We start from the raw sequence: 23,285 nt of genomic DNA on the forward strand, positions 1-23,285 counted from the left end.
AACCCGTGTGGATTTGTCTCTTCATAAGCTGGCCACAGACGCGCGCAACCAATTGAGTCCTGCGAGAGATTCCGGATATCCGCTGCCGTCGAGCGGAATGTTGAGGGATGTGAACAAGCCCGCAAGAACCGCTGGACCGGATTGCATGAGTCAAATTCACTGCCATTAAGACTCAAACCTTAGATTCTAAAATTAATTAGGTTTAGGAGAGCCGTGTGTGCGGATATGTATCCGTCCCTCGCTGGCGAAGCCTTGCGCGCAACGCTGAGTCCTCCCGAACTGTTCCCCCGAAAGGCGTCACTGCGATGTTCGACTGGATCAACGCCCTGCCGATCTATGCCTGGGTCAAGGCCCTGCACATCGTCGCCGTGATCTCATGGATGGCCGGCATGCTCTATCTGCCGCGGCTGTTCGTGTATCATTGCGAGGCCGAGGTCGGCTCCAGGCAGTCCGAGACCTTCAAGGTCATGGAGCGGCGGCTTTTGAAGGGGATCATCAACCCCGCGATGATCGTGACCTGGCTGGCCGGGCTTTTCCTGGTCTGGGCCGGACACTGGTACCTGTCCGGCTGGTTTCACGTCAAATTTGCGCTGGTGCTCGCCATGTCGGGTATCCACGGCTTTTTGTCCCGCTGCGTGAAGGATTTCGCCGCCGACCGCAATCAGCGTAGCCAGAAATTCTATCGTATTATCAACGAGGTGCCGACGGTCCTGATGATCCTGATCGTGATCATGGTGGTGGTGAAGCCGCTCTAGATATCACGATGCTCAAGACGCAGGCTTCAGTCCTTCTTGCGAAGGACGAATCGATTTTCTATATAGGATTTATCCCACCCCACGCAGGCGGATGTGGTCGCGTTCCGGTTCTTTTCGGACCGGCGCCGCATCAGGTTTGAAAGCCCAAACGGCACTTTCCTGGCTGAGACCTGCGGACCTTCCTTTGGCGTCCGCTTTTTCCAGAGCCACCTCGCACCCCTTCCCTACTTACTTCCTCACAGGACGACCCCAATGCGGGAAATCAAACTCCAGGACCTCAAATCGAAAACGCCGGCCGAGCTCGTCTCGTTTGCGGAAGAGAATGGGGTCGAGAATGCCAGCACCATGCGCAAGCAGGAGCTGATGTTCGCAATTCTTAAAAACCTCGCCGCCGCCGAGACCGACATTGTCGGCGAGGGCGTCGTGGAGGTGCTGTCCGACGGTTTCGGCTTCCTTCGTTCGCCCGACGCGAACTACCTGCCCGGCCCCGACGACATCTACGTTTCGCCGTCGCAGATCCGCCGTTTCGGCCTGCGCACCGGCGACACGATCGAAGGCCATATCCGCAGCCCGAAGGAAGGCGAACGCTATTTCGCGCTGCTGAAGGTCAACACGCTCAATTTCGAGGATCCGGAAAAGTCGAAGCACAAGGTCAATTTCGACAACCTCACGCCGCTGTTCCCCAATCAGCGTTTCCGCATGGAGCTCGAGGATTCCACCAAGAAGGACCTTTCCGCCCGCGTGATCGATATCGTCGCACCGATCGGCAAGGGCCAGCGCGCGCTGATCGTGGCGCCGCCGCGCACTGGCAAGACGGTGCTGATGCAGAACATCGCGCACTCCATCACCGCCAATCATCCCGACTGCTATCTGATCGTGCTGCTGATCGACGAGCGTCCGGAAGAAGTCACGGACATGCAGCGCTCGGTGAAGGGCGAGGTGGTGTCGTCGACCTTCGACGAGCCTGCGGTGCGTCACGTCCAGGTTGCCGAGATGGTGATCGAGAAGGCCAAGCGGCTTGTCGAGCACGGTCGCGACGTCGTGATCCTGCTCGATTCGATCACGCGCCTTGGCCGCGCCTACAACACCGTCGTGCCGTCATCCGGCAAGGTGCTGACCGGCGGTGTCGATGCCAACGCGTTGCAGCGGCCGAAGCGCTTCTTCGGTGCCGCGCGCAACATCGAGGAGGGCGGTTCGCTGACCATCATCGCGACCGCGCTGGTCGATACCGGCAGCCGCATGGACGAAGTCATTTTCGAAGAGTTCAAGGGCACCGGTAACTCCGAACTGATCCTCGACCGCAAGGTTTCGGACAAGCGGACCTTCCCGGCGATCGATATTGCCCGTTCCGGCACCCGCAAGGAGGAGCTGATCACAGATCCGCAGGTGCTCAAGAAGATGTACGTCCTGCGCCGCATCCTCAATCCGATGGGCACCATGGACGCCATCGACTTCCTGCTCGACAAGCTCCGCAACACGAAGAGCAACTCGGAATTCTTCGATTCCATGAACACCTGAGGCCACGGTCGAAAAGACACAGGGCGCTCCGCACAAACGGGGCGCCTTTTTTCATGCTGCGGATTTGCTGCAGCGAAGTGCAGCATAAATGGAGCCGCCTTCTGAGCTGATTTTTCATTTAACCGTCTGATATTATTTATATTTATATCTTGGATTTGTGATCCAGCTGGACGACACTGCAGCAAAATTGCTGCGCGGCTGTTGCAGTGAAATCAGGCTATGCTGCGTTGCAACATTTTGCGGGATGGGGTGCGAAATCGGCGCGGCATTGCCTTTACCGATTTGCTGGAAGAAATAGGCGATGCATCCACGCGACCAGACCATCTTCGCGTTATCTTCAGGGCGGCCGCCGAGTGCGATCGCCATCATCAGGCTGTCTGGTCCAATGGCCCAGTCGGTCATTGTAGGACTGGCGGGCAAGACGCCGATGCCGCGGCTGGCGACCCGCGCGCTGCTCCACGATTCGAACCATCAACCGATCGATGACGCTGTCGTGCTGTGGTTTCCAGGCCCGGCCAGTGCCACCGGCGAAGACGTCGCCGAATTTCATGTCCATGGCGGACGCGCCGTTTTGGCGGCGATGTTCGATGCGATCGCGGCATTCGACAACGTGCGGCCGGCCGAGCCGGGCGAATTTACCCGGCGGGCCTTCGAGAACGGCAAGCTCGACCTGACTGAGGCTGAGGGCCTGGACGACCTGATCCACGCCGATACTGACCGGCAGCGGCGCCAGGCGTTGCGCCAGCTGAAGGGGCTGCTCGGCGACCGCGCGCGGGACTGGCGCGAGCGGATCATCGCGGCGTCGGCGCTGATCGAGGCCGGCATCGATTTCTCCGATGAAGGCGATGTGCCGGCCGAGCTGATCGCACCGGCGCTCGAGACGATCCGCGCGCTGCATGAGGAGATCAAGCAAGTCCTTGCAGGGCAGGGGCAAAGCGAGCGGCTGCGCGACGGCCTCGTGGTCGCGATCGCCGGTCCGCCGAATGTCGGCAAATCGACCCTGATCAATCAGCTCGCCAAGCGCGAGGTCGCGATCGTCTCGCCGCATGCCGGCACGACCCGCGATGTGATCGAGGTGCAGCTCGATCTCGACGGCTATCCGGTGACGGTCATCGACACCGCCGGCATCCGCGAGACCGATGACCCGGTCGAGCAGGAGGGTGTCCGCCGCGCCCGCGCCCGCGCCGCGGAGGCGGACCTGGTGCTGTGGCTTGCCGACAGCGGCGATGCGAAGGCGGGACATGGCGGCGCGACGCCGACCTGGCTGGTGCGGAACAAGATCGACATCGTCAGGACCACGATGGGTGAGGGCGGCAGTTATCCGGAATTCAGGATCTCGGCTGCTCGTGGCGACGGGTTGTCAGAACTCATCGCAGCGTTGGTCGGGTTCGCTCAGGACTATTTTGGAACCAGCGAAGGCGGCTTGATCAGTCGGACGCGGCAGCGTGGTTTGCTGCAGGAGACCGTCGAATCTCTCCAGCGCAGCATCGACGTGGTCGGGCAGGGCGAAGAGCTGGCGGCGGAGGAACTCCGCCGCGCCGCCTACTCGCTCGGTCGTCTGCTCGGCCGGGTGGATGTTGAAGACATTCTGGATGTCATCTTCCGCGAATTCTGCGTCGGGAAGTAGCGGCCGCCCATCTGTTTCACGTGAAACATGGTTTCGATCGGGTTAAGGAACCCTCGTCCTGTTTCACGTGAAACAATTGCCGGTCAGACAGCCGCACTGTTTCACGTGAAACAGCTCCATCCGTCGTTGCGAGAGAAGCGAAGCAATCCATATTTGCCTCGGGCTTCAGTCTCAGAGAGGCGATCCCAACTTCGTTCTTCCGGCTTTCATGACTCCACGATAGAAGTCCCGCCATGATTTCCAGGGCAGACTCATTTGACGTCATCGTCATCGGCGGCGGCCATGCCGGCTGCGAAGCCGCGAGCGCTTCTGCCCGGATGGGTGCAAAGACCGCCTTGGTGACCCATCGTTTCGCGACCATTGGCGCGATGTCGTGCAATCCCGCCATCGGGGGGCTCGGCAAGGGCCATCTGGTCCGCGAAGTCGACGCGCTGGATGGTCTGATGGGCCGGGTGGCCGATGCCGGCGGCATCCAGTTTCGCATGCTCAATCGCCGGAAGGGTCCGGCGGTCCGTGGCCCCCGGGCCCAGGCTGACCGCAAGCTCTACGCCGCGGCGATGCAGGCGGCGATCACCGAGACCGCGAACCTCAGCGTCATCGAAGGCGAGGCGGATGAACTGGTCGTCGCCGATGGTCGCGTGACCGGCATTTGCCTGGGCGATGGTCGCCGGTTGTCGGCGGGTGCGGTTGTCATCACGACCGGCACCTTTCTGCGCGGTCTGATCCATCTCGGGGAGAAGAATTGGCCGGCAGGCCGGGTCGGCGAGGCGCCGGCCATGGGTCTGTCTGCTTCCTTCGAACGGGCAGGGTTTGTGCTCGGTCGGCTCAAGACCGGGACGCCGCCGCGCCTCGACGGCACCACGATCGACTGGGCCGCGGTCGAAATGCAGCCCGGAGATGAGCCGCCGGAGCCGTTTTCGGTCATGACTGACCGGATCACGACCCCGCAGATCCAGTGCGGCATCACCCGGACCACGCCCGCGACCCATGAGGCGATCCGGGCCAATGTGCATCGCTCGCCGATGTATTCCGGTCAGATCAAGAGTTCCGGACCGCGCTATTGCCCCTCGATCGAGGACAAGATCGTCCGCTTCGGCGACCGCGACGGCCATCAGATCTTCCTGGAGCCGGAAGGGCTCGACGACACCACGGTCTATCCGAACGGCATCTCGACCTCGCTGCCGGAAGAGGTCCAGCTCGCGATCCTCGCCAGCATTCCCGGTCTCGAGCGGGTGAAGATGGTTCGGCCGGGCTACGCGATTGAATACGACCATGTCGACCCGCGCGAGCTTGATCCGACCCTGCAGACCAAGCGTCTGCGCGGGCTCTTCCTGGCCGGCCAGATCAATGGCACCACGGGTTATGAGGAGGCGGCGGGGCAGGGCGTTGTTGCCGGGCTCAATGCCGCTCTCGCTGCCGGCCGCGCCGATCCGATCGTGTTCGACCGCGCCGACGGTTATCTCGGGGTGATGATCGACGATCTCGTGACCCGCGGGATCGCCGAGCCGTATCGCATGTTCACCTCGCGCGCCGAGTACCGGCTGACGCTGCGGGCCGACAATGCCGACCAGCGCCTGACCGACAAGGGCGTTGCACTCGGATGCGTTGGAACGGCGCGCGCCGAGCGCCATCGGACCAAGATGGCGGCGTTGGAGGCGGCCAAGCGGTTGGCGAAGTCGCTCGCGATCACGCCGAATGAGGCCGCCAAGCACGGGCTCGCGCTCAACCGCGACGGCCATCGCCGGTCGGCCTTCGAGCTGCTGGCTTACCCTGAGATAGAGTGGCCCGCGGTCCAGGCGATCTGGCCGGAGCTGTCGGCCATTGACCCTGCGATCGCGGTGCATCTCGAGATCGATGCCAAATACGATGTCTATCTGAAGCGCCAGACCGCCGATGTCGATGCCTTCCGGCGTGACGAAGGTCTGGTTCTGGCCGACGTCGACTATGCCGATGTCCCCGGTCTTTCGAACGAGGCACGCGCCAAGTTGCAGAAGGCGCAGCCGCGGACGGTCGGGCAGGCGGGCCGGATCGACGGTATGACGCCGGCGGCGCTGGGCATTCTGGCGGCCTATCTGCGGCGCGAGGCGAGGCGGAAGGCTGCAAAGGCATCGGCGTAACGTTTCACGTGAAACGAGAGGCGGCTCGGTCGTAGCGAGCAGCGGAAGCGACGAAGCAATCCATCGCTTCCTCAGGTGGCACCATGGATTGCTTCGCTTCGCTCGCAACGGCGAGCTCGATCGGCATTCCAGAGAATGGCTTCCAATTCGCAATCCGCCGAACTCAGCGTCTCTGCCAAGGACAAGGCCGCGGCGCTCGCGCTGACACCTGTTTCACGTGAAACAGAGGCGCGGCTCGATCGCTACATCGCCCTCCTCCTGGCGTGGCAGGCCAAGACCAATCTCGTCGCGCCATCGACGCTGCCCGCCCTCTGGACCCGCCACGTCTCCGATTCGCTGCAGCTTCTGAGCCTGGCGCCGACGGCGAAGTCCTGGGTCGACCTCGGCAGCGGCGGCGGCTTTCCCGGCGTCGTGCTGGCCTGCGCGCTGGCCGAGACCCCGGGCGCGTCGATTCATTTGGTTGAGCGAATCGCCAAGAAGGCGGCATTCTTGCGCGAGGCGATACGGGTGACGGCGTCGCCGGGGACGGTGCATCTGGCTGATATCGGGGATACTGTGGATAGAATCCCGGGGCCCATCGATTGCGTCACCGCGCGGGCGCTGGCTCCGTTACATCAACTCATCGGCTTTGCGGAGCCGTGGGTCAAAAACGGCGCCAAGGCGCTGTTTTTGAAGGGTCAAGATGTAGAGGCCGAATTGACCGAAGCCACTAAATATTGGATTATTGAGCCAAAGCTACACGCCAGCCTGACCGGCGGACAGGGTTGGATCGTCGAACTCGGGTCAATCGAGCGGCGCTAGGGGACTCCGCGAGAGCAAATGGTATTTTGGTATGACTGTGATGGACGAGGTTTATCAAGAGGATAAGGCGTCCCAGCCGCCTGGCCATCCGCGCATCCTGTCGCTCGCCAACCAGAAGGGCGGCGTCGGCAAGACCACCACAGCGATCAATCTTGGCACCGCACTCGCTGCGATTGGCGAGCGCGTCCTGATCGTCGATCTCGATCCGCAGGGCAACGCCTCGACCGGCCTCGGCATCGATCGCCGCAACCGCAGCTGCTCGACCTATGACGTGCTGATCGGCGAGGCGCCGCTGCGCGATGCCGTGGTCGCGACCGCAGTGCCGCGGCTGCATATCGCCGCTTCCACCATGGATCTCTCCGGTCTCGAGCTCGAGCTCGGCACCACGCCGGGCCGCGCGTTCCGGCTGCGCGATGCGATCGCAGGATTGAACAACAACGTCTCGCCGGAAGCCGACTACACCTATGTATTGATCGACTGCCCGCCCTCGCTCAATTTGCTCACGGTGAATGCGATGGCGGCGTCGGACGCGATCCTGGTGCCGCTGCAATGCGAGTTCTTCGCGCTCGAAGGTCTGTCGCAATTGCTGCAGACCGTGGAGCAGGTGCGCTCGACGCTCAATCCGAACCTGTCGATCCACGGCATCGTGCTGACCATGTTCGACTCGCGCAACAACCTCTCCAACCAGGTGGTTGCCGACGTGCGCCAGTTCATGGGCGACAAGGTCTACGACACCATGATCCCGCGCAACGTGCGTATCTCCGAGGCGCCGTCCTACGGCAAGCCGGTCCTGGTCTACGACCTCAAATGCGCCGGCAGCGATGCGTATCTCAAGCTCGCCACCGAAGTGATCCAGCGCGAGCGCGAGCTGCGCACGCTTTGACGATGCGCAGGATGGGCGCCGCGAAGCGAACTCCGTCCTGGCACGCAACGAGAGCGATGGGTTTTGCCGCGCGCGGCCCATCCTGTGATTCTGAAATTCAAGTCTGGAGTACTGCGTGTGAATCCAAGGGAGCTCGCAACAATGGCCGATGAAGCGCGTTCGCGACTGGGGCGCGGGCTGGCAAGCCTGATCGGAGATGTCGGCGGCGAGGCGGCCGCGCATGTGGAGCGGCCGCGCAACCAGCGCAAGGTGCCGATCGAATTCCTCAAGGCCAACCCGCGCAACCCGCGGCGCACCTTCGCCGATACCGAGCTCGGCGAGCTCGCCGATTCGATTCGCCAGCGCGGCGTGATCCAGCCGATCGTGGTGCGCGCGATCAAGGGCGCGCAGGACCGCTACGAGATCATCGCCGGCGAGCGCCGCTGGCGTGCCTCGCAACTCGCCGGCCTGCACGAAGTGCCGATCGTGCCGGTCGAGGTCTCCGATTCCGACGCGCTCGAGATCATGATCATCGAGAACGTCCAGCGCGAAGACCTCAATGCGATGGAAGAGGCGCAGGGCTATCACGCGCTCGCCGACGAGTTCAAACGCAGCCAGGAAGACATCGCCAAGATCGTCGGCAAGAGCCGCAGCCATGTTGCCAACATGATGCGGCTGACCAAGCTGCCCGCCGAGGTGCAGGCGCTGATCTCGAAGGGCGATCTCTCCGCCGGCCACGCTCGCGCGCTGATCGGCGTGCCGGATCCGCTCACTGCTGCGAAGCGGATCGTCGCCGAAGGCCTCAACGTCCGCCAGGCCGAGGCGCTGGCGCATGAGGAGGGCGTGCCGGAGCGCAAGCCGCAGAAGGCGCGCAGTGGCAGCGCGGCCAAGGTGGACAAGGATGCCGACACCCTGGCGCTGGAGAAGCGCGTCAGCGATGCGCTCGGCCTTGCCGTCACCGTCAGCCATCGCGATCCCGGCGGCACCGTCCAGATCAGCTACCGCAACCTCGAGCAGCTCGACGAGGTGGTGCGGCGGCTGGAGGGTGGTTAGCGGTTTCGGCCGGGGTCACCCCCGCCGCTTCGCATTCGCCGCGATCGAGAGCAGCGCGCGCTGCGCGATCACGGCGGCGAGCGAGGCCTGCTTGCGCATGTCCAGCGCCGCGGTGGCGAGCTGATCGATCACGTTCACCAGCCTAGGCGGTGTGAAATTGCGCAGCGCGATTTCGACCGCGGGTTTGCGCGAGAAGTGCAGCCGCGGAAATCCGCCCTCGAGCACGGCTGATGCCGGCGTGCCGTCCGCGATCGCCAGCGCCGATTTGTGCAGCCATGCCGCCTGGCGCTGCGCGGCCGAGATGATCACGCCGGGATAGGTGCCGGCGACCATTGCTTTCGTGAACTCGCTCTCGACCAGCGCGGCATTGCCGGCGAAGGCGCCGTCGACGATCGGGTCGAGCTTCAGCTCGGAGGCGTCGGACACCACGGTCATGACGTCCTCGAGCGTGATCTCGCCCTTGCCGTGCGCGAACAGCGCAAGCTTGCGCAGCTCGTTGCGCGAGGCCATGCGGTCGCCGCCGAGCAGCGACATCAGCACCGCGCGCGCATCCTGCGCGAGCCGCAGATTCGATACGCGCAGCTCGTCCTCGATCAGCTTGGTCAGGTCGCGCTCGGTGTCGGGATAGCAGCCGATCGCCACCGCATTCTTGGCGCGCTCGCAGATCTTGCGCAGCGGCGATTCCGGCCTGAGCTCGCCGGCCTCGATCACGATGCGGCAATCCCTGAGCGCGGTGGTCTCGGTCAGCGTCTCGACGCCGCTTGAGAAGTTGCGCGAGCCCGCGCGGACGCGGATGGCGCGGCGGCCGCCGAACAGCGGCACCGTCATGGCCTCGTCGACCAGCCGCGACGGTTCGGCGGCGAGCTCGTCGCCATCGAGCCGCACCAGCGAGAATGGGTCGTTGGGATCGTCGACCGCGGAGGCCATCAGCGCATCGGCGCGCTCGCGCACCAGGCCTAAGTCCGGGCCGTACAGCAGGATGATCGGACGACCGGCGTCAGGCCGGGCGAGGAAGCTGTCGATCTCTTTTCCGCGAAGCGCGACCAATGCGTCGATCAGGTTCCGGTGGAGAAGAAGGAGGCGAGCCGGGTCTGGATGTTGTCGGCGATCTCCTGCGCGGCGCGGTCCTCGGCGTCGCGGAAGGCGCGGGCACGGGCGAAACGCTGGTAGGAGCCGGGCATGTCATAGGACACGCGCGAGAACGTGGTGCCGGTCATCACCGACTTGTTCGACGCGATTTCGATCAGGTTGAACTGGGCGTCGATGCCGTAATTCTCGCTGGTCGGCAGCGCGGTGGCCTGGTCGATCATCAGCGAGGAGCGGCTGGTGGTGAACCGCAGCACCAGCCGATGCGTCGGCGGTGCGCCGGTGGCGGTGCCGTAGAGCTTGAAGGCGAGGGCGTTGCGGACCTCGACGCCGACCCGGGCCTCGCGCGAGGCGTTCGGCTTGTCGACCGGCGGAACCTCGACGCCCATCAGCTTCTCGCGCAGCGCGGACGACTGGCCGTCGAGGGTGCGCTCGGCATACATCGGCTGGAAGCATCCGGCCGTCAGCGCGGCCAAGGCAGCCACGGCCACGAGCCGGGCGGCGATCCTGATCCTAGCCGACAACATTGACGATCCTCATGGGCACCACGATCACCTTGCGGACGGGTTTGCCGCCCAAGGCGGCTTTTACCGCATCGAGCGCCAAAACGGCAGCCTCTATATCCGCATTTTGCGCCGCCCGTGGCACGGTAACATCACCTCGTTTTTTACCGTTGACCTGGACGACCAGGGTCACGCTGTCCTCGACCAGCAAATCGCGCTCGATTTGTGGCCAATCGGCCTCGGAAACCAGCCCGGTCTGGCCCAGAACCACCCAGCACTCCTCGGCCAGATGCGGCATCATCGGCGAGAACAGCTGCACCAGGATGGTCGCGGCCTCCTTGACCGCCCAAGAAACATCTGGAGCCAGGTCCGGCGCCGGCTTGTCGCCTTTCGCCAGCACCTCGGACAGTGCATTGGCGAATTCGCGGATATGGGCGAGACACACGTTGAAATGCAGCCGCTCGATGCCGGACGACACCTTGTCGAGCGCGCCATGGGCCGCCTTGCGCAGCGCCAATGCCTCGGGCCCGAACGTTGCGGGCCGGGCCGCCGGCGCCGTCTTGGTGTCGGCAGTCTTGGCGATCTCGGCCGATTCGTTCACCAGCCGCCACAGCCGCTGCACGAAGCGCGAGGCGCCCTGCACGCGCTCGTCGCTCCAGATCACGTCGCGGTCCGGCGGCGAATCCGACAGCATGAACCAGCGCGCGACGTCGGCACCGTAGCTCGCGATGATGTCGTCGGGGTCGACGGTGTTCTTCTTCGACTTCGACATCTTCTCGATCGGGCCGATCGCGACGTCCTCGCCGGTCGCCATCAGCACCGCGCGGCGGCCGTTGCCGCCGACCTCGATCTTCACCTCGGCCGGCGTGACCCAGCTGCCATCGGCCTTCTGGTAGGTCTCGTGCACCACCATGCCCTGGGTGAACATGCCGGCGAACGGCTCGCTCATGTCGATGTGACCGGTCGCCTTCATCGCGCGGGTGAAGAAGCGGCTGTAGAGCAGATGCAGGATCGCGTGCTCGACGCCGCCGATATACTGGTCGACCGGCATCATCCGGTTGGCGACCGCGGGCGTGGTCGGCGCGGTCTCGTTCCACGGGTCGGTGAAGCGCGCGAAGTACCACGACGAGTCCACGAAGGTGTCCATCGTGTCGGTCTCGCGCACGGCCTTGCCGCCGCACTTGGGGCAAGTCACATGCTTCCAGGTCGGATGATGGTCGAGCGCGTTGCCCGGCTTGTCGAAGCTGACATCCTCCGGCAGCGTCACCGGCAGCTGGTTGTCAGGCACCGGCACCACGTCGCACGTCGGGCAGTGGATCACTGGGATCGGGCAGCCCCAATAGCGCTGGCGCGAAATGCCCCAGTCGCGCAGGCGGAAATTCACCTGCCGCTCGCCGACCGGCGCCAACCTTCCTTCCCCTGGCAAGGCGCGGACTTCGCTTTCCAGCCGCTTGGCGATCTCTTCCTTCGCCGCTTCGATCGTCATGCCGTCGAGAAAGCGCGAATTGATCATGCGGCCGTCGCCGTCATAGGCGACGTCGGTGATGACGAACGTCTTCGGGTCCTGGCCCTCGGGGCAGACCACCGGCGTGTTGCCGAGATTGTACTTGTTGACGAAGTCGAGGTCGCGCTGGTCGTGCGCCGGGCAGCCGAAGATGGCGCCGGTGCCGTATTCCATCAGCACGAAGTTCGCGACATAGACCGGCAGCTTCCAGTTCGGATCGAACGGATGCACCGCCTTGATGCCGGTGTCGAAACCCTGCTTCTCGGCGGTGTCGATGATCGACTGCGCGGTGCCGATCTTCTTGATGTCGGCGATGAACTCGGCGAGCTTCGGGTTCTTCGCGGCGGCGGCGACCGCCAGCGGATGATCCGCCGAGATCGCCATGAACTTGGCGCCGAACAGCGTGTCCGGCCGGGTGGTGAAGATCTTCAGCTCGCTTTCGCCGGCCGGCGTTGTCGCCGCATCCAGCGCGAAGCGGATCAGCAGGCCCTCGGAGCGGCCGATCCAGTTGCGCTGCATCAGCCGCACCTTGTCGGGCCAGCGGTCGAGACCATCCAGCGCTTCCAGGAGCTCCTGCGAGTACTTCGTGATCTTGAAGACCCACTGGCTCATTTCGCGCTGCTCGACGACGGCGCCCGAGCGCCAGCCGCGGCCGTCGATCACCTGCTCGTTGGCGAGCACGGTCATGTCGACCGGATCCCAGTTCAGCTTGCGCTTCTCGCGCTCGGCGAGGCCGGCGCGCAGCATGTCCAAAAACATCTTCTGCTGATGCTTGTAGTAGCTGGGGTCGCAGGTCGCGAACTCGCGCGACCAGTCGAGCGACAGCCCGATCGACCGCAGCTGCTTCTTCATCGCGGCGATGTTGTCGTAGGTCCAGGCTTTCGGCGCCACCTTGCGCTCGATCGCGGCATTCTCCGCCGGCAGGCCGAACGCGTCCCAGCCCATCGGGTGCAGCACGTTGTAGCCCCTGGCGCGCATGAAGCGCGCCAGCACGTCGCCGAGCGTGTAGTTGCGGACATGGCCGATATGGATGCGCCCCGACGGGTAGGGGAACATCTCGAGCACGTAGTATTTCGGCCGCGGATCGTCGTTCTTGGAGGCGAAGATCGCCTTTTCGTCCCACAGGCGCTGCCAGCGGGGTTCGGATTCACGGGCGTTATAGCGTTCGGCGGTCATGAAATCGCAAGGATTTTGGGTGGCTTTGGTGATTTTCGGGTCCCATCCGGGGACGGCGGACTAGGCCACAAAAGCGCCTGCGCGGTCAACGGCTTGGGGTCTGCAAACGCCCCATCCCGTCGCGTAGCCGCCCTGCCGCTGTCGCAGGGGCGCCGTCTGCAGCCTCCTCGTCGTCCTGGCGAAGGCCAGGACCCATAACCACAGGGCTTTGTCGAGGAAGGGATCGTGGCCCCCGCTTCGCGCAATGATAAACGGTGGGGGTAATGGGTCCTGGCCTTCGCCAGGACGACGCTGAATAGGCGGCGTCGCCGATGGTCATGGTTCCGCGCTCATCGCGCCGCTCGACCACGTACGATCTCAGCTCGCCAGCGCCATGCCGGCTTCGTCCAGCGTCTGCAGGAAGCCGTGCTCGATCACGGCATTCCTGCCGCGGCGCTTGGCTGCGTAGAGCGCGGCGTCGGCGGCTTCGATCAGATCGCCGGGGCGCTGGGTCTCGTTCGGCTTGGTCGTCGCGACGCCGACGCTGACGGTGACGACGCAATGGCTCGAGGATGCATGCGGCACGGCGAGGCCGAGTACGGCGGTGCGCACGGTTTCGCCGATCGCGAGCGCATGCGCGGCGTCGGTGTTCGGCAGCAACAGGCAGAATTCCTCGCCGCCATAGCGGCCGGCGAAGCCCATGGTGTCGGCGGCGATCCCGGACAGCACTTCGCCGATCCGGGTCAGGCAGGCATCGCCTTCGGGATGGCCGTAGGTGTCGTTGTAGAGCTTGAAGTGATCGACATCGATCATCATCAGCGACAGCTCGCATTCATATTGCTGCGCCCGCATCCACTCGAAGTCGAGCCGGCTCTGGAAGCCGCGGCGGTTGGCAAGGCCAGACAGCGCGTCGATCGAGGCCATCACGGTGAGACGATCGTTGGAGGCGACGAGCTCGCGCTCGCGCTGGCTGAGCTGCGCCGCCATCGCGTTGAAGGCGCGCGCCAGCGGCACGAATTCCGCCGGCAGCTTGTGCTTGGCGACGCGTGCCGACCAGTCGCCCTCGCCGAACCGCCGCGCCATGCCGGTCATCAGCTCGATCGGATGGATGACGAGCCGCTCGGCGCCGACCAGGGCACCCAGCAAGACGAACAGGCAGACGAAGCCGAGCTGCAGATAGGCGGTGCGGATCTCGCGGTTGATCGCCGCCGTCACCTTGGCTTCGTCCATGCTCACGATCAGCCGGGATTGCGTGCCGGCGATGCGCGCGAAGCTCAGCGTGCGCTGCGCGCCGTCGGACGCCGTGAACGACACCGAGCCGGATGGTTCGTCATAGCTCAGCGCCTTTTCGGCGATCGCGGCCATCAACGGGATGGTGTCGAGCGAGCGGCCGATCAGGCTCGCGTGATCCGCGGGCGCGGCGATCACGACGCCGGTAGAGTCGACGAGAACGGCCGACATGCCGGGCTGGCCGCCGAGATTGGCCATGATCTGCGACAGCCAGTCGATGTTGATGCCGGCGACGACGACGGCATCCTGCTCCGGATTGATCGCGGCCACCGGATAGGCGGCCATCATCATCGGGCGGCCATTGGTTCTGCCGCGCAGATAGTCGCTGAACACGAAGCCGCGGTTGTCCTGGGCCTTCTTGAAATAGTCACGGTCGCCGACATTGAGGCCGACCTGGGCGTTGAGGGTCGAGCACTGCACCAGCCCGTCCCGCGAGACGAACATGATGCTGCGGATCCAGGGCAGGACCGTTGGCAGGCTGGCGCGCAGCACCTCGCAGCTCTGCGCGATGCCGCCGGAAGCGCGGATATAGGCCGCAGACTTCAGCATGGTCTCGACCGAGGAGACCACCTCGCGCTGGGTTTCGGCGGCATGCGCGGTGAGGCTGGCATAGCCGGCGGCGGCCTGCGCGATCTGCTTGCTGCGGGAGTCTTCCAGCGTGCGGACGCGGTCGAGCATCAGGGGCGCGACCAGCATCAGCGCAAGCAAGGCCAGCCGGGCACGAATACCCAGAACCTTCTTGAGCCTGACCCGGTTGCGGTTGAAAGTGACGCCCGACATTCTATTCCCTTGCCCGTGCGCAAGGTAGAATGCAGGGCTTCAAAAAGCCTTTCCCGAATTTGGTAAAATTCGAGCCAACCCCCGCACCTGTCAGAGAACGGCACAAGCATGACGCAAAGCCCGACCACGCCGTTACCGCCCGGTTCACCACATGACCCTGCCTTTGGCCTCGCCGCCGTCGAACGCGAGATCGCCCATGCCTGCAAGGAAGCGCGGCGCGACCGCGCGTCGGTGACCTTGATCGCGGTGTCGAAGACGTTCGCGGCCGACGCAATTTTGCCGATTATCGGTGCCGGACAGCGCGTATTTGGCGAAAATCGCGTGCAGGAGGCCAAAGGCAAATGGCCCGCGCTAATCCAGGCCCATCCGGGATTGCAGCTGCATCTGATCGGGCCGTTGCAGTCGAACAAGGCCAAGGAGGCGGTCGCGCTGTTCGATGCGATCCATTCGGTCGATCGCACCAGCATTTGCGAAGCGTTAGCCAAGGAAATCAAAAATCAAGGGAAGCACCCGCAACTGTTCGTCCAGATCAATACCGGCGAGGAGCCGCAGAAGGCCGGCGTCGCGCCGCAGGACGCGGACACCTTCATCGCGGCCTGCCGCGACACCCACGGCCTGTCGATCTCGGGACTGATGTGCATCCCGCCGGTCGACCAGGCGCCGGCGCCGCACTTCGCGCTCTGCGCCAAGATCGCCGCGCGCAACGGCCTGACGAATCTCTCGATGGGCATGAGCGCGGATTACGCGGTGGCGATCCAGATGGGCGCGACCCATGTGCGGGTGGGCTCGGCGATCTTTGGGACGCGGACGGTGCCGCATAACTAGTGTCGCCTGGTGTCCGCCAGAATCACACGGAGGCTTGCCGTCATCAGAACCGTGATCCCCGCGCAAAGGCAAAGCCTTTGCGCGGGGATCACGGTGTTTGGATGCGTGTCTCGCCGCGCGCCCTTTTCTAAGGCCGCGGCGTATGGGTCCTGGCCTTCGCCAGGACGACAGCGGTGTGTGTGGTGAGCGCGCAGCCTACGCGAACTTCACCGACACTTTTCCGATCGCGCCGAAATCGGCCGCGAATTCATCGCCGGCTGAGATCGGCAGCGGGGGATGGCAGGTGCCTGTGGTGACGACTTCCCCTGCCCGCAGCGTCAGCCCGAGCGTGCGCAGCTCGTTGGCGCACCAGGCCAGCGCTATCCGCGGATCGCCGAGCACGTTCTTGCCGTGGCCGATGTAGCGCTCGCCGCGCAGCGTGATGGTCGGGCGGTCCTCGACCAGATCGATCGCGCGCCAGTCCGCTGTCGTTGCGGGTCCGAGCACGAACAGATGCGCGCAGGCATTGTCGGCGATCAGCTGGGCTTCGCCGGCGGCGACGAAATCGGCGAAACGCGAATCCGGAATTTCGATCGCCGGATGCAGCGTGCCGACGGCATCCAGCACCTCCTGCACGCTGTAAGGTGTCGTGCGAGGCGCGAGATCGCGCGCCATGCGGAAGGCGTATTCCGGCTCGCCGACGCGCATCTCGTTGCCCTGCATCGACGCGGTGCCGCCATCCGGTATCACCGTCTCGGCGAGGATACGCCCGGCGAGCGGTCCCGCGACGTTGATGTGCTTCTGGCCGGCCGCGCTGGTCGCCGCGATCTTCCAGCCGAATAGTTTTTCCCGCGACGTTTTCTCCAGCGCAGCCTGCACCGCATAGCCCGCGGCGCGATCGCGCGGCCGAATTGCGCTATCGAGTGCTGTGAGCTTGGTGCCGGCGAGCCAGTGATCGTGAAGGACCTTCGAGGCGGCGGCGATCTGGTTGTTGTCGAGCATGCTGTTTCGCTCCCGCGGGAATTATTTTCTGTTGTGTTCGATCTCAGCACAAACGCGTCGCGCCTGTCGCGTGGGAAAACCGATGCTGAGCTATTCCACCACCCTACCCAATAACGATCCGGGTCTGCGGCGACATCCGCCGCAACAGCCGCAGCATCGAAGTCTTCGTCATCGAAACACAGCCGGCGGTCGGCGAGAAATTCGGCCGCGCCAGATGCAGGAAGACGGCGCTGCCGCGACCGGCGACGCGCGGCGCGGCGTTGTGGTCGATCTCGATGATGAAATCGTAGAGATGGTCCTCGCGAGTCAGGCGGTCGCCGCCCTGCTCGCGGTCGAGGCGGATCGGCTGGTTGTAGTGACGGTCGGCGGGGTCCTCGCACCAGGCATCCTCGCGGCGGATCGGCCGGGTCGGCAGGAAAGTCGTCGGACGCTGGTGCCGGTCGGCACGCCACCAGAGCTTGCGCGGATGGAAGACGCCGCGCGGCGTGCCGCCGTCGCCCTCGCGCTTGTTGGCGAGGATTCCGCCGCGCCCGAGCGCCACCGGCACGGTCCAGCCGTCGGCCGACAGCCAGCCCCGGCGCGGGTCGCCGGCGGCTGCTCGGACCTCGATGATGGAGAGCGGGCGATCACGTTTGACTGTCATATAAGTGATTGAAATAGCTGACCTTCCCTTAAGAATCGTTCCAAACTGAGCTTGCCTTGGAGGTTCAGAACATCCTATCTCCCGGCATTACAGGACATTCACGTCCTGCCCCGCCGGATTTGAGGTAGACTGCGTTGCCTTGTGAATCGGTAACAATCGCCTACCTGAGCACATATCTAGCCGATGTTACGGCCATAAGCGCCCTCCGCTTCTGACCGCCCCGCCCCGAAGGATTGTACCTATGGCCAATGCCCGCAAGATCTTGATCGTGGATGACGATACCGATCTGCGCGATACGCTGGTCGAGCAGCTGTCGCTGCACGAGGAATTCGAAGCCTCCGCAGTCGACACCGGCGCCAAGGGCGCCACTGCCGCCAAAGCCAATTCCCCCGATCTGGTCCTGATGGACGTCGGCCTGCCCGACACCGACGGCCGCGAAGTGGTCCGCTCGCTCCGCAAGGGCGGCTTCAAGGCTCCGATCATCATGCTGACCGGCCACGACACCGATTCCGATACGATCCTGGGGCTCGAATCCGGCGCCAACGACTATGTGGCGAAGCCATTTCGGTTCGCGGTGCTGCTGGCCCGGATCCGGGCGCAGCTCCGCCAGCACGAGGCCAGCGAGGACGCGGTGTTCTCGGTCGGCCCCTATTCGTTCCGGCCCGGCTCGAAGATGCTGACCGGCGCCAATGCCAGGAAGGTTCGGCTGACCGAGAAGGAAACCGCGATCCTCCGCTTCCTCTACCGCGCCGGCCAGATGCCGGTGTCGCGCGAGACCCTGCTCCAGGAAGTCTGGGGCTACAATTCCGGTGTCACCACCCACACGCTGGAAACCCACATCTACCGCCTCCGCCAGAAGATCGAGAAGGACGCCGCCAACCCGGAAATCCTGGTGACGGAAGCCGGTGGCTACAAGCTGGTGCCGTGATACGCTTTGCGCTCAACGATTCGTGAAATCGAGGCGCGCCGCGGTTACCGGACCTGAATGTCGATCGATGATGATGTAGCCCTGCTCGAGCGGGTCCCGACAATGCGTCTGTTGGGCGAGAGCTCCTTGCGCATGCTGGCGATCGGCTCCGAGCAACGTGATTTCAACGCAGGCGACGTGCTGTTCAAGGCCGGCGACGCCGCAGATGCCGGCTATGTCGTGCAGCGCGGCACCTTCCGCGTCGAGGAAGGCGGCGCCGAGATCATCGCCGGTCCCGGTGCGCTGATCGGCGAGCTCGCATTGATCGTCGCGATGAAGCGGCCGTCGACTGCCACCGCGCTGGAGCGCGGCTCGGTGATCCGCGTCGCGCGCAGCCTGTTCCAGCGCGTGCTGGAAAGCGATCCGGCCGCGGCCCGCCGGCTGCGCGACGAACTGGCGCTGCGCACCAGCCAGCTCGCAAGCGATATCTTGATGGCGGGCGGGAAGCTGAGCACATGACGCGCGTTCCGCGCTCCTCAGGATGACGGGTCGAGGGTCGGCGGCGCCCTTAAACCTCCATCACCGCCGTCACCGGCACGTGGTCCGACGGGCGCTCCCAGCCGCGGGCGTCGCGGGTGATCTTGAAATCGCTGACCTGATCCTTCAGCGCGCGCGAGACCCAGATGTGATCGAGCCGTCGGCCGCGATCGCCGACAGTCCAGTCCGCCGCGCGGTAGCTCCACCAGGTGTAGACCTTTTCCGACATCGGGATTCGCTCGCGCGCGATGTCGAACCATTCGCCATGCGCCTGCGCGGCCAGCAGCTTCTCGGTCTCGACCGGGGTGTGCGAGACCACCTTGAGCAGCTGCTTGTGCGACCAGACGTCGTTCTCGTGCGGGGCGACGTTGAGGTCACCGACCAGAATGTGGCGGTCGTCGCCGCGCGGATGCAGCGGCTCGCAGGCCTTCATCTCGTCGAGGAATTGCAGCTTGTGCTCGAATTTCGGGTTGAGCGCGGGATCGGGAATATCGCCGCCGGCCGGTACGTAGAAATTATGCAGCACCAGCGGCTTTGACAGCTGCGCCTTCTCGCCGAAGGACACCGAGATGTGCCGTGAATCGATCTTGTCGCAGAACGTCCTGATGTCGGTCGTCTCGAACGGCAGGCGCGAGACGATGGCGACGCCGTGATAGCCCTTCTGTCCGTTCAGCGCGACGTGCTCATAGCCAAGCCGCTTGAAACGTTTCAGCGGAAACGCATCGTCGATGCATTTGGTCTCCTGCAGGCACAGCACATCCGGCCGCGCGCCCTTGAGGAACTTGGCGACGGTGTCGATGCGCAGGCGCACCGAATTGATGTTCCAGGTGGTGACGGAGAACCGCATGAGAGGTGCGTCTTAGCACGGTTCTCGCAGCGGATTTCAATTGTCCACAGGGGGACTCCTGCCGCTCCCCGCAAGAGCGGGGCGAGGGAGCAGAATGGCTAGCCCGGCGAGGTGCCGGGATAGGTCGTGAAGTCGATCTTGAACAGCGCCGGATCGGGCTTCTGCGTCGCGTCGAGATTGTAGACCGCAACGGTCGTGTCGTAGCCCTGCGGGTCGGTGACGGTCCACTGCTTGAGCTTGCCGTCCTTGGCGCCGATCATCAGCAGGAAGCGGCTGGTGCCGACCAGCGCCTGCTTCTCCTCGATCGTGATGCTGACGAACACGTCGTCGGCGGTGACGCTGATGACGTTGGTGTCCTTCATCAGGTCGATGCGATCCGACAGCAGATAGCGCAGCGGGGTCTGCGACAGCGGATAGACGTCCTGGGTGGCGAGCCTGCGGTCGCGCACCGCGACCGAGGAGCCGTCCGCGATCACCTCGATCGGGCTCGGATCGTCATATTCGAAGCGCAGCTTGCCGGGCTTCTGGATGTAGAAATCGCCCTTGGTCTTGGTGCCGTCGGGGCCGACCTGGACGAAATTTCCGACCAGGGTTTGCAGCGACGAGAGATAGGCCGAGACCTTGGCCGCCTGCGCCTTCTGGTTGGCGTCGAAGGTCTGGAAGATGTTGGCGGGCACGTTGCGGCGCGGATCGGGAATCACCGGGTTCGGCGGTGCCTGGGTGGCGCCTGTCGTCGTCGGGCCCTTGTCCGCATTGGTTTGCGCGCCGGCGTCCTTCTTTGGCGCGGCCTTGGGTGCGGGCTTCGGGGGCGGCGCATTCTGCGCAGTCGCAGCGCCGGCGATCGCGGCGGTGACGAGAAGAGCCAGCGCGGTGCGCGTGCCGCGGTCAATGAGGTGTTTTGCCATCAGATATGTCAGGTCTCTGTTCGACGCTCGTCCCGCTGCGCCGGATTTTATCCCGCCTCTTCCGAGGGAGATATGGTTTTTCCGTGATGATCGCCCCCGATCAGAACTGGCCTTCTTCCTCCCCGACCAGGATTTCGCGCTTTCCGGCGTGATTCGCCGGGCCGACGATGCCCTCAAGTTCCATCCGCTCCATTAGCGAGGCGGCGCGGTTATAGCCGATCTGCAGCCGGCGCTGGATGTAGGAGGTCGACGCCTTGCGGTCGCGCTTGACGATCGCAACCGCCTGCGTGAACAGATCGCCGCCGCCGTCGCCGCCCATGCCGGTGGCATCGAACACGGCGCCGTCCTCGTCGATCGGCTCTTCCGCGGTGACGGCTTCGAGATATTCCGGGGCGCCTTGCGTCTTGAGGTGACGCACCACCTTCTCGACTTCCTCGTCGGAGGCGAACGGTCCGTGCACGCGGCTGATGCGGCCGCCGCCCGCCATGTAGAGCATGTCGCCCTGGCCGAGCAGCTGCTCGGCGCCCATCTCGCCAAGAATGGTCCGGCTGTCGATCTTCGACGTCACCTGGAAGGCGATCCGGGTCGGGAAGTTCGCTTTGATCGTGCCGGTGATGACGTCGACCGACGGACGCTGCGTCGCGAGGATGACATGCAGGCCGGCGGCGCGCGCCATTTGCGCGAGGCGCTGCACCGCGCCTTCGATATCCTTGCCGGCGACCATCATCAGGTCGGCCATCTCGTCGACGATGATGACGATGTAGGGCAGCGGCTCGAGGTCGAGCTTCTCTTCCTCGTAGATCGCCTTGCCGGTCTCCTTGTCGAAGCCGGTGTGCACGGTGCGCGTCAGCTCCTCGCCCTTGGCCTTGGCTTCGACGAGGCGCGCATTATAGCCGTCGATGTTGCGCACGCCGAGCTTGGCCATCCGCTTGTAGCGCTCTTCCATCTCGCGCACGGCCCATTTCAGCGCCACCACCGCCTTCTTCGGATCGGTGACGACCGGCGTCAGCAGGTGCGGGATGCCGTCATAGACGGAGAGTTCGAGCATCTTCGGATCCACCATGATCAGGCGGCACTGATCCGGCCGCAGCCGGTAGACCAGGCTCAGGATCATGGTGTTGATCGCGACCGATTTGCCGGAGCCGGTGGTGCCGGCGATCAGCATGTGCGGCGTGCGCGCCAGATCGATGATGACGGGGTCGCCGCCGATCGTCTTGCCGAGGCACAGCGGCAGCTTCGCAACCGAATCGACGCTTTCCTTGGCGACCAGAAGCTCGCGCAGATAGACCTTCTCGCGATGCGCGTTCGGCAGCTCGATGCCGATCGCGTTGCGGCCGGCGACCACGGCGACGCGGGCCGACAGCGCGCTCATCGAACGCGCGATGTCGTCGGACAACCCGATCACGCGCGACGACTTGATGCCGGGCGCCGGCTCGAGCTCATACAGCGTGACCACCGGGCCGGGATTGGCCTTGACGATCTCGCCGCGCACGCCGAAGTCCTGCAGCACGCCTTCGAGCGAGCGCGAATTGGTTTCGAGCTCGGCCTTGCTCAGCGGCTGGCGATCGCTGGCTTTCGGCGCACTGAGCACGGAGACCGAGGGCAGCTCGAACTTGTCGGAATTCTTCTTCTTCGGCTTCGGCTCGGCCTTCTTGCGCGGGGCGCGGGCGGCGGGAGCTTCTTCCTCCTCGTCCTCCTCTTCCTCGTCGTCGTCGAATGCTTCAGCTTCGTCCTCATCATGGTCGTCATGCGCGGGCGCGATCGAGGGCGCCGAGCGGCCGCCGCCGATATTGGGCTCCTGGCGCTCGAATGCGGCGCTGCGGCCCTGCGCTCCGCTCGAGACCAGCGATTTGTAGGCGGTGGCCAGCAGCCAGCCGAGCCGCGCCTTCGCGCTCATCAGCGCATGGAACAGCCAGCCCAGCGAGACCGAGCTGCGGTCGTTGTCTTCTTCCTCGACGAACGGCTCGTCATCGTCAGAGATCGGCGTCAGCTCGTCGTCCTGCTCCTTGGCGCCCCAGCCGCAGGCGAACAGGAAGCTTGCCGCCATCGCGACGACCAGGATGGAGCCGAGCACGACGCGATAGATGAAGCCGGGCGGGCCGAACACGACCGCCGGCGCACGCAGCAGCGCGTCGCCGACCACGCCGCCGAGCCCGGTCGGCAGCGGCCATGCGGTGTTGTGCGGCCAGCAGCTGGCGAAGCCCGCCGCGATCACCGTGCACAGGATCCAGCAGCCGAGCCGCAGCGCCTCGCGGTCGAACGGGCGATGCGTCAGCATCCGCCAGCCCCACACCGCGACCGGCAGCACCAGCATGATGGCGCCGAGGCCGAGGATCTGCATCAGAAGGTCGGCGCCGATGGCGCCGGGATAGCCGAGCACGTTGCGGATCGCGCGCGAGGTGGCGTGGCTCAGCGACGGATCCTGCACCGACCAGGTCATCAGCGCCGCCGTGATGGCGCCCGACAGCGCGATCAGGCCGAGCCCGGTGAGTTCGCGCAGCCGCCGCGCCAGCGCCTCGCGGAGCGAGAGCGGCAGATGGCCGACCAGGGGGATGACACGTTCGATCGCTGGCATACTCAATCTTCGCG

General features: G+C 64.8%; 20 protein-coding genes. 10 read left to right on the plus strand and 10 right to left on the minus strand.

Going from position 1 to position 23,285, the window contains the following annotated elements:
* The first annotated feature begins 305 nt into the window (after positions 1–305).
* Positions 306–755, plus strand: a complete 450-nt coding sequence (gene hemJ / locus XI02_RS01065) for a protoporphyrinogen oxidase HemJ (RefSeq protein WP_244980873.1) — start codon at positions 306–308, stop codon at positions 753–755.
* Between the two features lie 252 nt (positions 756–1,007).
* Positions 1,008–2,273 (plus strand): transcription termination factor Rho, encoded by a 1,266-nt coding sequence (gene rho, locus XI02_RS01070; RefSeq protein WP_016841461.1) that lies wholly within the window; start codon positions 1,008–1,010, stop codon positions 2,271–2,273.
* A 132-nt stretch (positions 2,274–2,405) separates the two neighbouring features.
* Here the strand turns inward: rho and XI02_RS01075 are convergent, their stop codons facing one another.
* The gene (locus tag XI02_RS01075; protein ID WP_245163895.1) at positions 2,406–2,675 is read right to left on the minus strand and encodes a hypothetical protein; all 270 of its coding nucleotides are present in this window, start codon (positions 2,673–2,675) and stop codon (positions 2,406–2,408) included.
* Between XI02_RS01075 and mnmE the strand changes: the two genes are divergently transcribed.
* The 5 genes from mnmE (at position 2,575) to XI02_RS01100 (ending at position 8,733) form a co-directional block, all read left to right on the plus strand.
* Entirely contained in the window at positions 2,575–3,900 is a 1,326-nt protein-coding gene (gene mnmE / locus XI02_RS01080) for a tRNA uridine-5-carboxymethylaminomethyl(34) synthesis GTPase MnmE (RefSeq protein WP_172646194.1), read from the plus strand. The genes XI02_RS01075 and mnmE overlap by 101 nt on opposite strands.
* A gap of 233 nt (positions 3,901–4,133) precedes the next feature.
* Complete coding sequence (gene mnmG / locus XI02_RS01085) at positions 4,134–6,017, plus strand: tRNA uridine-5-carboxymethylaminomethyl(34) synthesis enzyme MnmG (RefSeq protein ID WP_172646193.1); 1,884 nt, start codon at positions 4,134–4,136, stop codon at positions 6,015–6,017.
* A gap of 135 nt (positions 6,018–6,152) precedes the next feature.
* The gene (gene rsmG / locus XI02_RS01090) at positions 6,153–6,818 is read left to right on the plus strand and encodes a 16S rRNA (guanine(527)-N(7))-methyltransferase RsmG (RefSeq protein ID WP_172646192.1); all 666 of its coding nucleotides are present in this window, start codon (positions 6,153–6,155) and stop codon (positions 6,816–6,818) included.
* Between the two features lie 31 nt (positions 6,819–6,849).
* The gene (locus tag XI02_RS01095) at positions 6,850–7,701 is read left to right on the plus strand and encodes a ParA family protein (RefSeq protein ID WP_026192060.1); all 852 of its coding nucleotides are present in this window, start codon (positions 6,850–6,852) and stop codon (positions 7,699–7,701) included.
* Between the two features lie 141 nt (positions 7,702–7,842).
* Positions 7,843–8,733, plus strand: a complete 891-nt coding sequence (locus tag XI02_RS01100) for a ParB/RepB/Spo0J family partition protein (RefSeq protein WP_016841454.1) — start codon at positions 7,843–7,845, stop codon at positions 8,731–8,733.
* 15 nt (positions 8,734–8,748) lie between these two features.
* Here XI02_RS01100 and holA read toward each other — a convergent pair whose 3' ends face one another.
* The 4 genes from holA to XI02_RS01120 form a co-directional block, all read right to left on the minus strand.
* On the minus strand, positions 8,749–9,780 hold the full coding sequence (gene holA, locus XI02_RS01105) for a DNA polymerase III subunit delta (RefSeq protein WP_172646191.1): 1,032 nt from the start codon (positions 9,778–9,780) through the stop codon (positions 8,749–8,751).
* An 8-nt stretch (positions 9,781–9,788) separates the two neighbouring features.
* Positions 9,789–10,346 carry an LPS assembly lipoprotein LptE gene (lptE, locus tag XI02_RS01110; protein ID WP_069279092.1) on the minus strand — a complete coding sequence of 186 codons (558 nt, stop codon included), beginning with the start codon at positions 10,344–10,346 and terminating at the stop codon, positions 9,789–9,791.
* The gene (gene leuS / locus XI02_RS01115; protein WP_172646190.1) at positions 10,333–13,002 is read right to left on the minus strand and encodes a leucine--tRNA ligase; all 2,670 of its coding nucleotides are present in this window, start codon (positions 13,000–13,002) and stop codon (positions 10,333–10,335) included. Before leuS ends, lptE begins: the two co-directional genes overlap by 14 nt.
* A 357-nt stretch (positions 13,003–13,359) precedes the next feature.
* The gene (locus tag XI02_RS01120; protein ID WP_016841450.1) at positions 13,360–15,051 is read right to left on the minus strand and encodes a diguanylate cyclase domain-containing protein; all 1,692 of its coding nucleotides are present in this window, start codon (positions 15,049–15,051) and stop codon (positions 13,360–13,362) included.
* A 108-nt stretch (positions 15,052–15,159) separates the two neighbouring features.
* Between XI02_RS01120 and XI02_RS01125 the strand changes: the two genes are divergently transcribed.
* Positions 15,160–15,876 carry a YggS family pyridoxal phosphate-dependent enzyme gene (locus XI02_RS01125; RefSeq protein WP_172646189.1) on the plus strand — a complete coding sequence of 239 codons (717 nt, stop codon included), beginning with the start codon at positions 15,160–15,162 and terminating at the stop codon, positions 15,874–15,876.
* A gap of 195 nt (positions 15,877–16,071) precedes the next feature.
* Here the strand turns inward: XI02_RS01125 and XI02_RS01130 are convergent, their stop codons facing one another.
* Positions 16,072–16,857, minus strand: a complete 786-nt coding sequence (locus tag XI02_RS01130) for a 2-keto-4-pentenoate hydratase (protein WP_172646188.1) — start codon at positions 16,855–16,857, stop codon at positions 16,072–16,074.
* Positions 16,858–16,960: 103 nt separating this feature from the next.
* Positions 16,961–17,500: a L,D-transpeptidase gene (locus tag XI02_RS01135; RefSeq protein ID WP_016841447.1), complete on the minus strand. Its 540-nt coding sequence runs from the start codon at positions 17,498–17,500 to the stop codon at positions 16,961–16,963.
* Positions 17,501–17,741: 241 nt separating this feature from the next.
* Here XI02_RS01135 and XI02_RS01140 point away from each other — a divergent pair, with 241 nt between their 5' ends.
* Both XI02_RS01140 and XI02_RS01145 read left to right on the plus strand, forming a co-directional pair.
* On the plus strand, positions 17,742–18,428 hold the full coding sequence (locus XI02_RS01140; protein ID WP_016841446.1) for a response regulator transcription factor: 687 nt from the start codon (positions 17,742–17,744) through the stop codon (positions 18,426–18,428).
* A 57-nt stretch (positions 18,429–18,485) separates the two neighbouring features.
* Positions 18,486–18,926 (plus strand): cyclic nucleotide-binding domain-containing protein, encoded by a 441-nt coding sequence (locus XI02_RS01145; RefSeq protein WP_016841445.1) that lies wholly within the window; start codon positions 18,486–18,488, stop codon positions 18,924–18,926.
* Between the two features lie 49 nt (positions 18,927–18,975).
* Here XI02_RS01145 and XI02_RS01150 read toward each other — a convergent pair whose 3' ends face one another.
* The 3 genes from XI02_RS01150 to XI02_RS01160 form a co-directional block, all read right to left on the minus strand.
* Positions 18,976–19,791: an exodeoxyribonuclease III gene (locus XI02_RS01150; RefSeq protein WP_069279095.1), complete on the minus strand. Its 816-nt coding sequence runs from the start codon at positions 19,789–19,791 to the stop codon at positions 18,976–18,978.
* 98 nt (positions 19,792–19,889) lie between these two features.
* Complete coding sequence (locus XI02_RS01155; RefSeq protein WP_016841443.1) at positions 19,890–20,696, minus strand: outer membrane lipoprotein carrier protein LolA; 807 nt, start codon at positions 20,694–20,696, stop codon at positions 19,890–19,892.
* Positions 20,697–20,796: 100 nt separating this feature from the next.
* The gene (locus tag XI02_RS01160; protein WP_194483352.1) at positions 20,797–23,277 is read right to left on the minus strand and encodes a DNA translocase FtsK; all 2,481 of its coding nucleotides are present in this window, start codon (positions 23,275–23,277) and stop codon (positions 20,797–20,799) included.
* Positions 23,278–23,285 lie beyond the last annotated feature (8 nt).

The sequence above is a fragment of the Bradyrhizobium sp. CCBAU 21365 genome (genome assembly GCF_015291305.1).
In the GTDB taxonomy this organism is placed as follows: domain Bacteria; phylum Pseudomonadota; class Alphaproteobacteria; order Rhizobiales; family Xanthobacteraceae; genus Bradyrhizobium; species Bradyrhizobium elkanii.

What these genes read in the sequence shown, in the direction of transcription:
- hemJ (WP_244980873.1), top strand. Translation starts at nt 306, where the DNA reads ATGTTCGACTGGATCAACGCCCTGCCGATCTATGCCTGGGTCAAGGCC.
- rho (WP_016841461.1), top strand. Translation starts at nt 1,008, where the DNA reads ATGCGGGAAATCAAACTCCAGGACCTCAAATCGAAAACGCCGGCCGAG.
- mnmE (WP_172646194.1), top strand. Translation starts at nt 2,575, where the DNA reads ATGCATCCACGCGACCAGACCATCTTCGCGTTATCTTCAGGGCGGCCG.
- XI02_RS01075 (WP_245163895.1), bottom strand. Translation starts at nt 2,675, where the DNA reads ATGACCGACTGGGCCATTGGACCAGACAGCCTGATGATGGCGATCGCA.
- mnmG (WP_172646193.1), top strand. Translation starts at nt 4,134, where the DNA reads ATGATTTCCAGGGCAGACTCATTTGACGTCATCGTCATCGGCGGCGGC.
- rsmG (WP_172646192.1), top strand. Translation starts at nt 6,153, where the DNA reads ATGGCTTCCAATTCGCAATCCGCCGAACTCAGCGTCTCTGCCAAGGAC.
- XI02_RS01095 (WP_026192060.1), top strand. Translation starts at nt 6,850, where the DNA reads ATGACTGTGATGGACGAGGTTTATCAAGAGGATAAGGCGTCCCAGCCG.
- XI02_RS01100 (WP_016841454.1), top strand. Translation starts at nt 7,843, where the DNA reads ATGGCCGATGAAGCGCGTTCGCGACTGGGGCGCGGGCTGGCAAGCCTG.
- lptE (WP_069279092.1), bottom strand. Translation starts at nt 10,346, where the DNA reads ATGTTGTCGGCTAGGATCAGGATCGCCGCCCGGCTCGTGGCCGTGGCT.
- leuS (WP_172646190.1), bottom strand. Translation starts at nt 13,002, where the DNA reads ATGACCGCCGAACGCTATAACGCCCGTGAATCCGAACCCCGCTGGCAG.
- XI02_RS01120 (WP_016841450.1), bottom strand. Translation starts at nt 15,051, where the DNA reads ATGTCGGGCGTCACTTTCAACCGCAACCGGGTCAGGCTCAAGAAGGTT.
- XI02_RS01125 (WP_172646189.1), top strand. Translation starts at nt 15,160, where the DNA reads ATGACGCAAAGCCCGACCACGCCGTTACCGCCCGGTTCACCACATGAC.
- XI02_RS01130 (WP_172646188.1), bottom strand. Translation starts at nt 16,857, where the DNA reads ATGCTCGACAACAACCAGATCGCCGCCGCCTCGAAGGTCCTTCACGAT.
- XI02_RS01135 (WP_016841447.1), bottom strand. Translation starts at nt 17,500, where the DNA reads ATGACAGTCAAACGTGATCGCCCGCTCTCCATCATCGAGGTCCGAGCA.
- XI02_RS01140 (WP_016841446.1), top strand. Translation starts at nt 17,742, where the DNA reads ATGGCCAATGCCCGCAAGATCTTGATCGTGGATGACGATACCGATCTG.
- XI02_RS01145 (WP_016841445.1), top strand. Translation starts at nt 18,486, where the DNA reads ATGTCGATCGATGATGATGTAGCCCTGCTCGAGCGGGTCCCGACAATG.
- XI02_RS01150 (WP_069279095.1), bottom strand. Translation starts at nt 19,791, where the DNA reads ATGCGGTTCTCCGTCACCACCTGGAACATCAATTCGGTGCGCCTGCGC.
- XI02_RS01155 (WP_016841443.1), bottom strand. Translation starts at nt 20,696, where the DNA reads ATGGCAAAACACCTCATTGACCGCGGCACGCGCACCGCGCTGGCTCTT.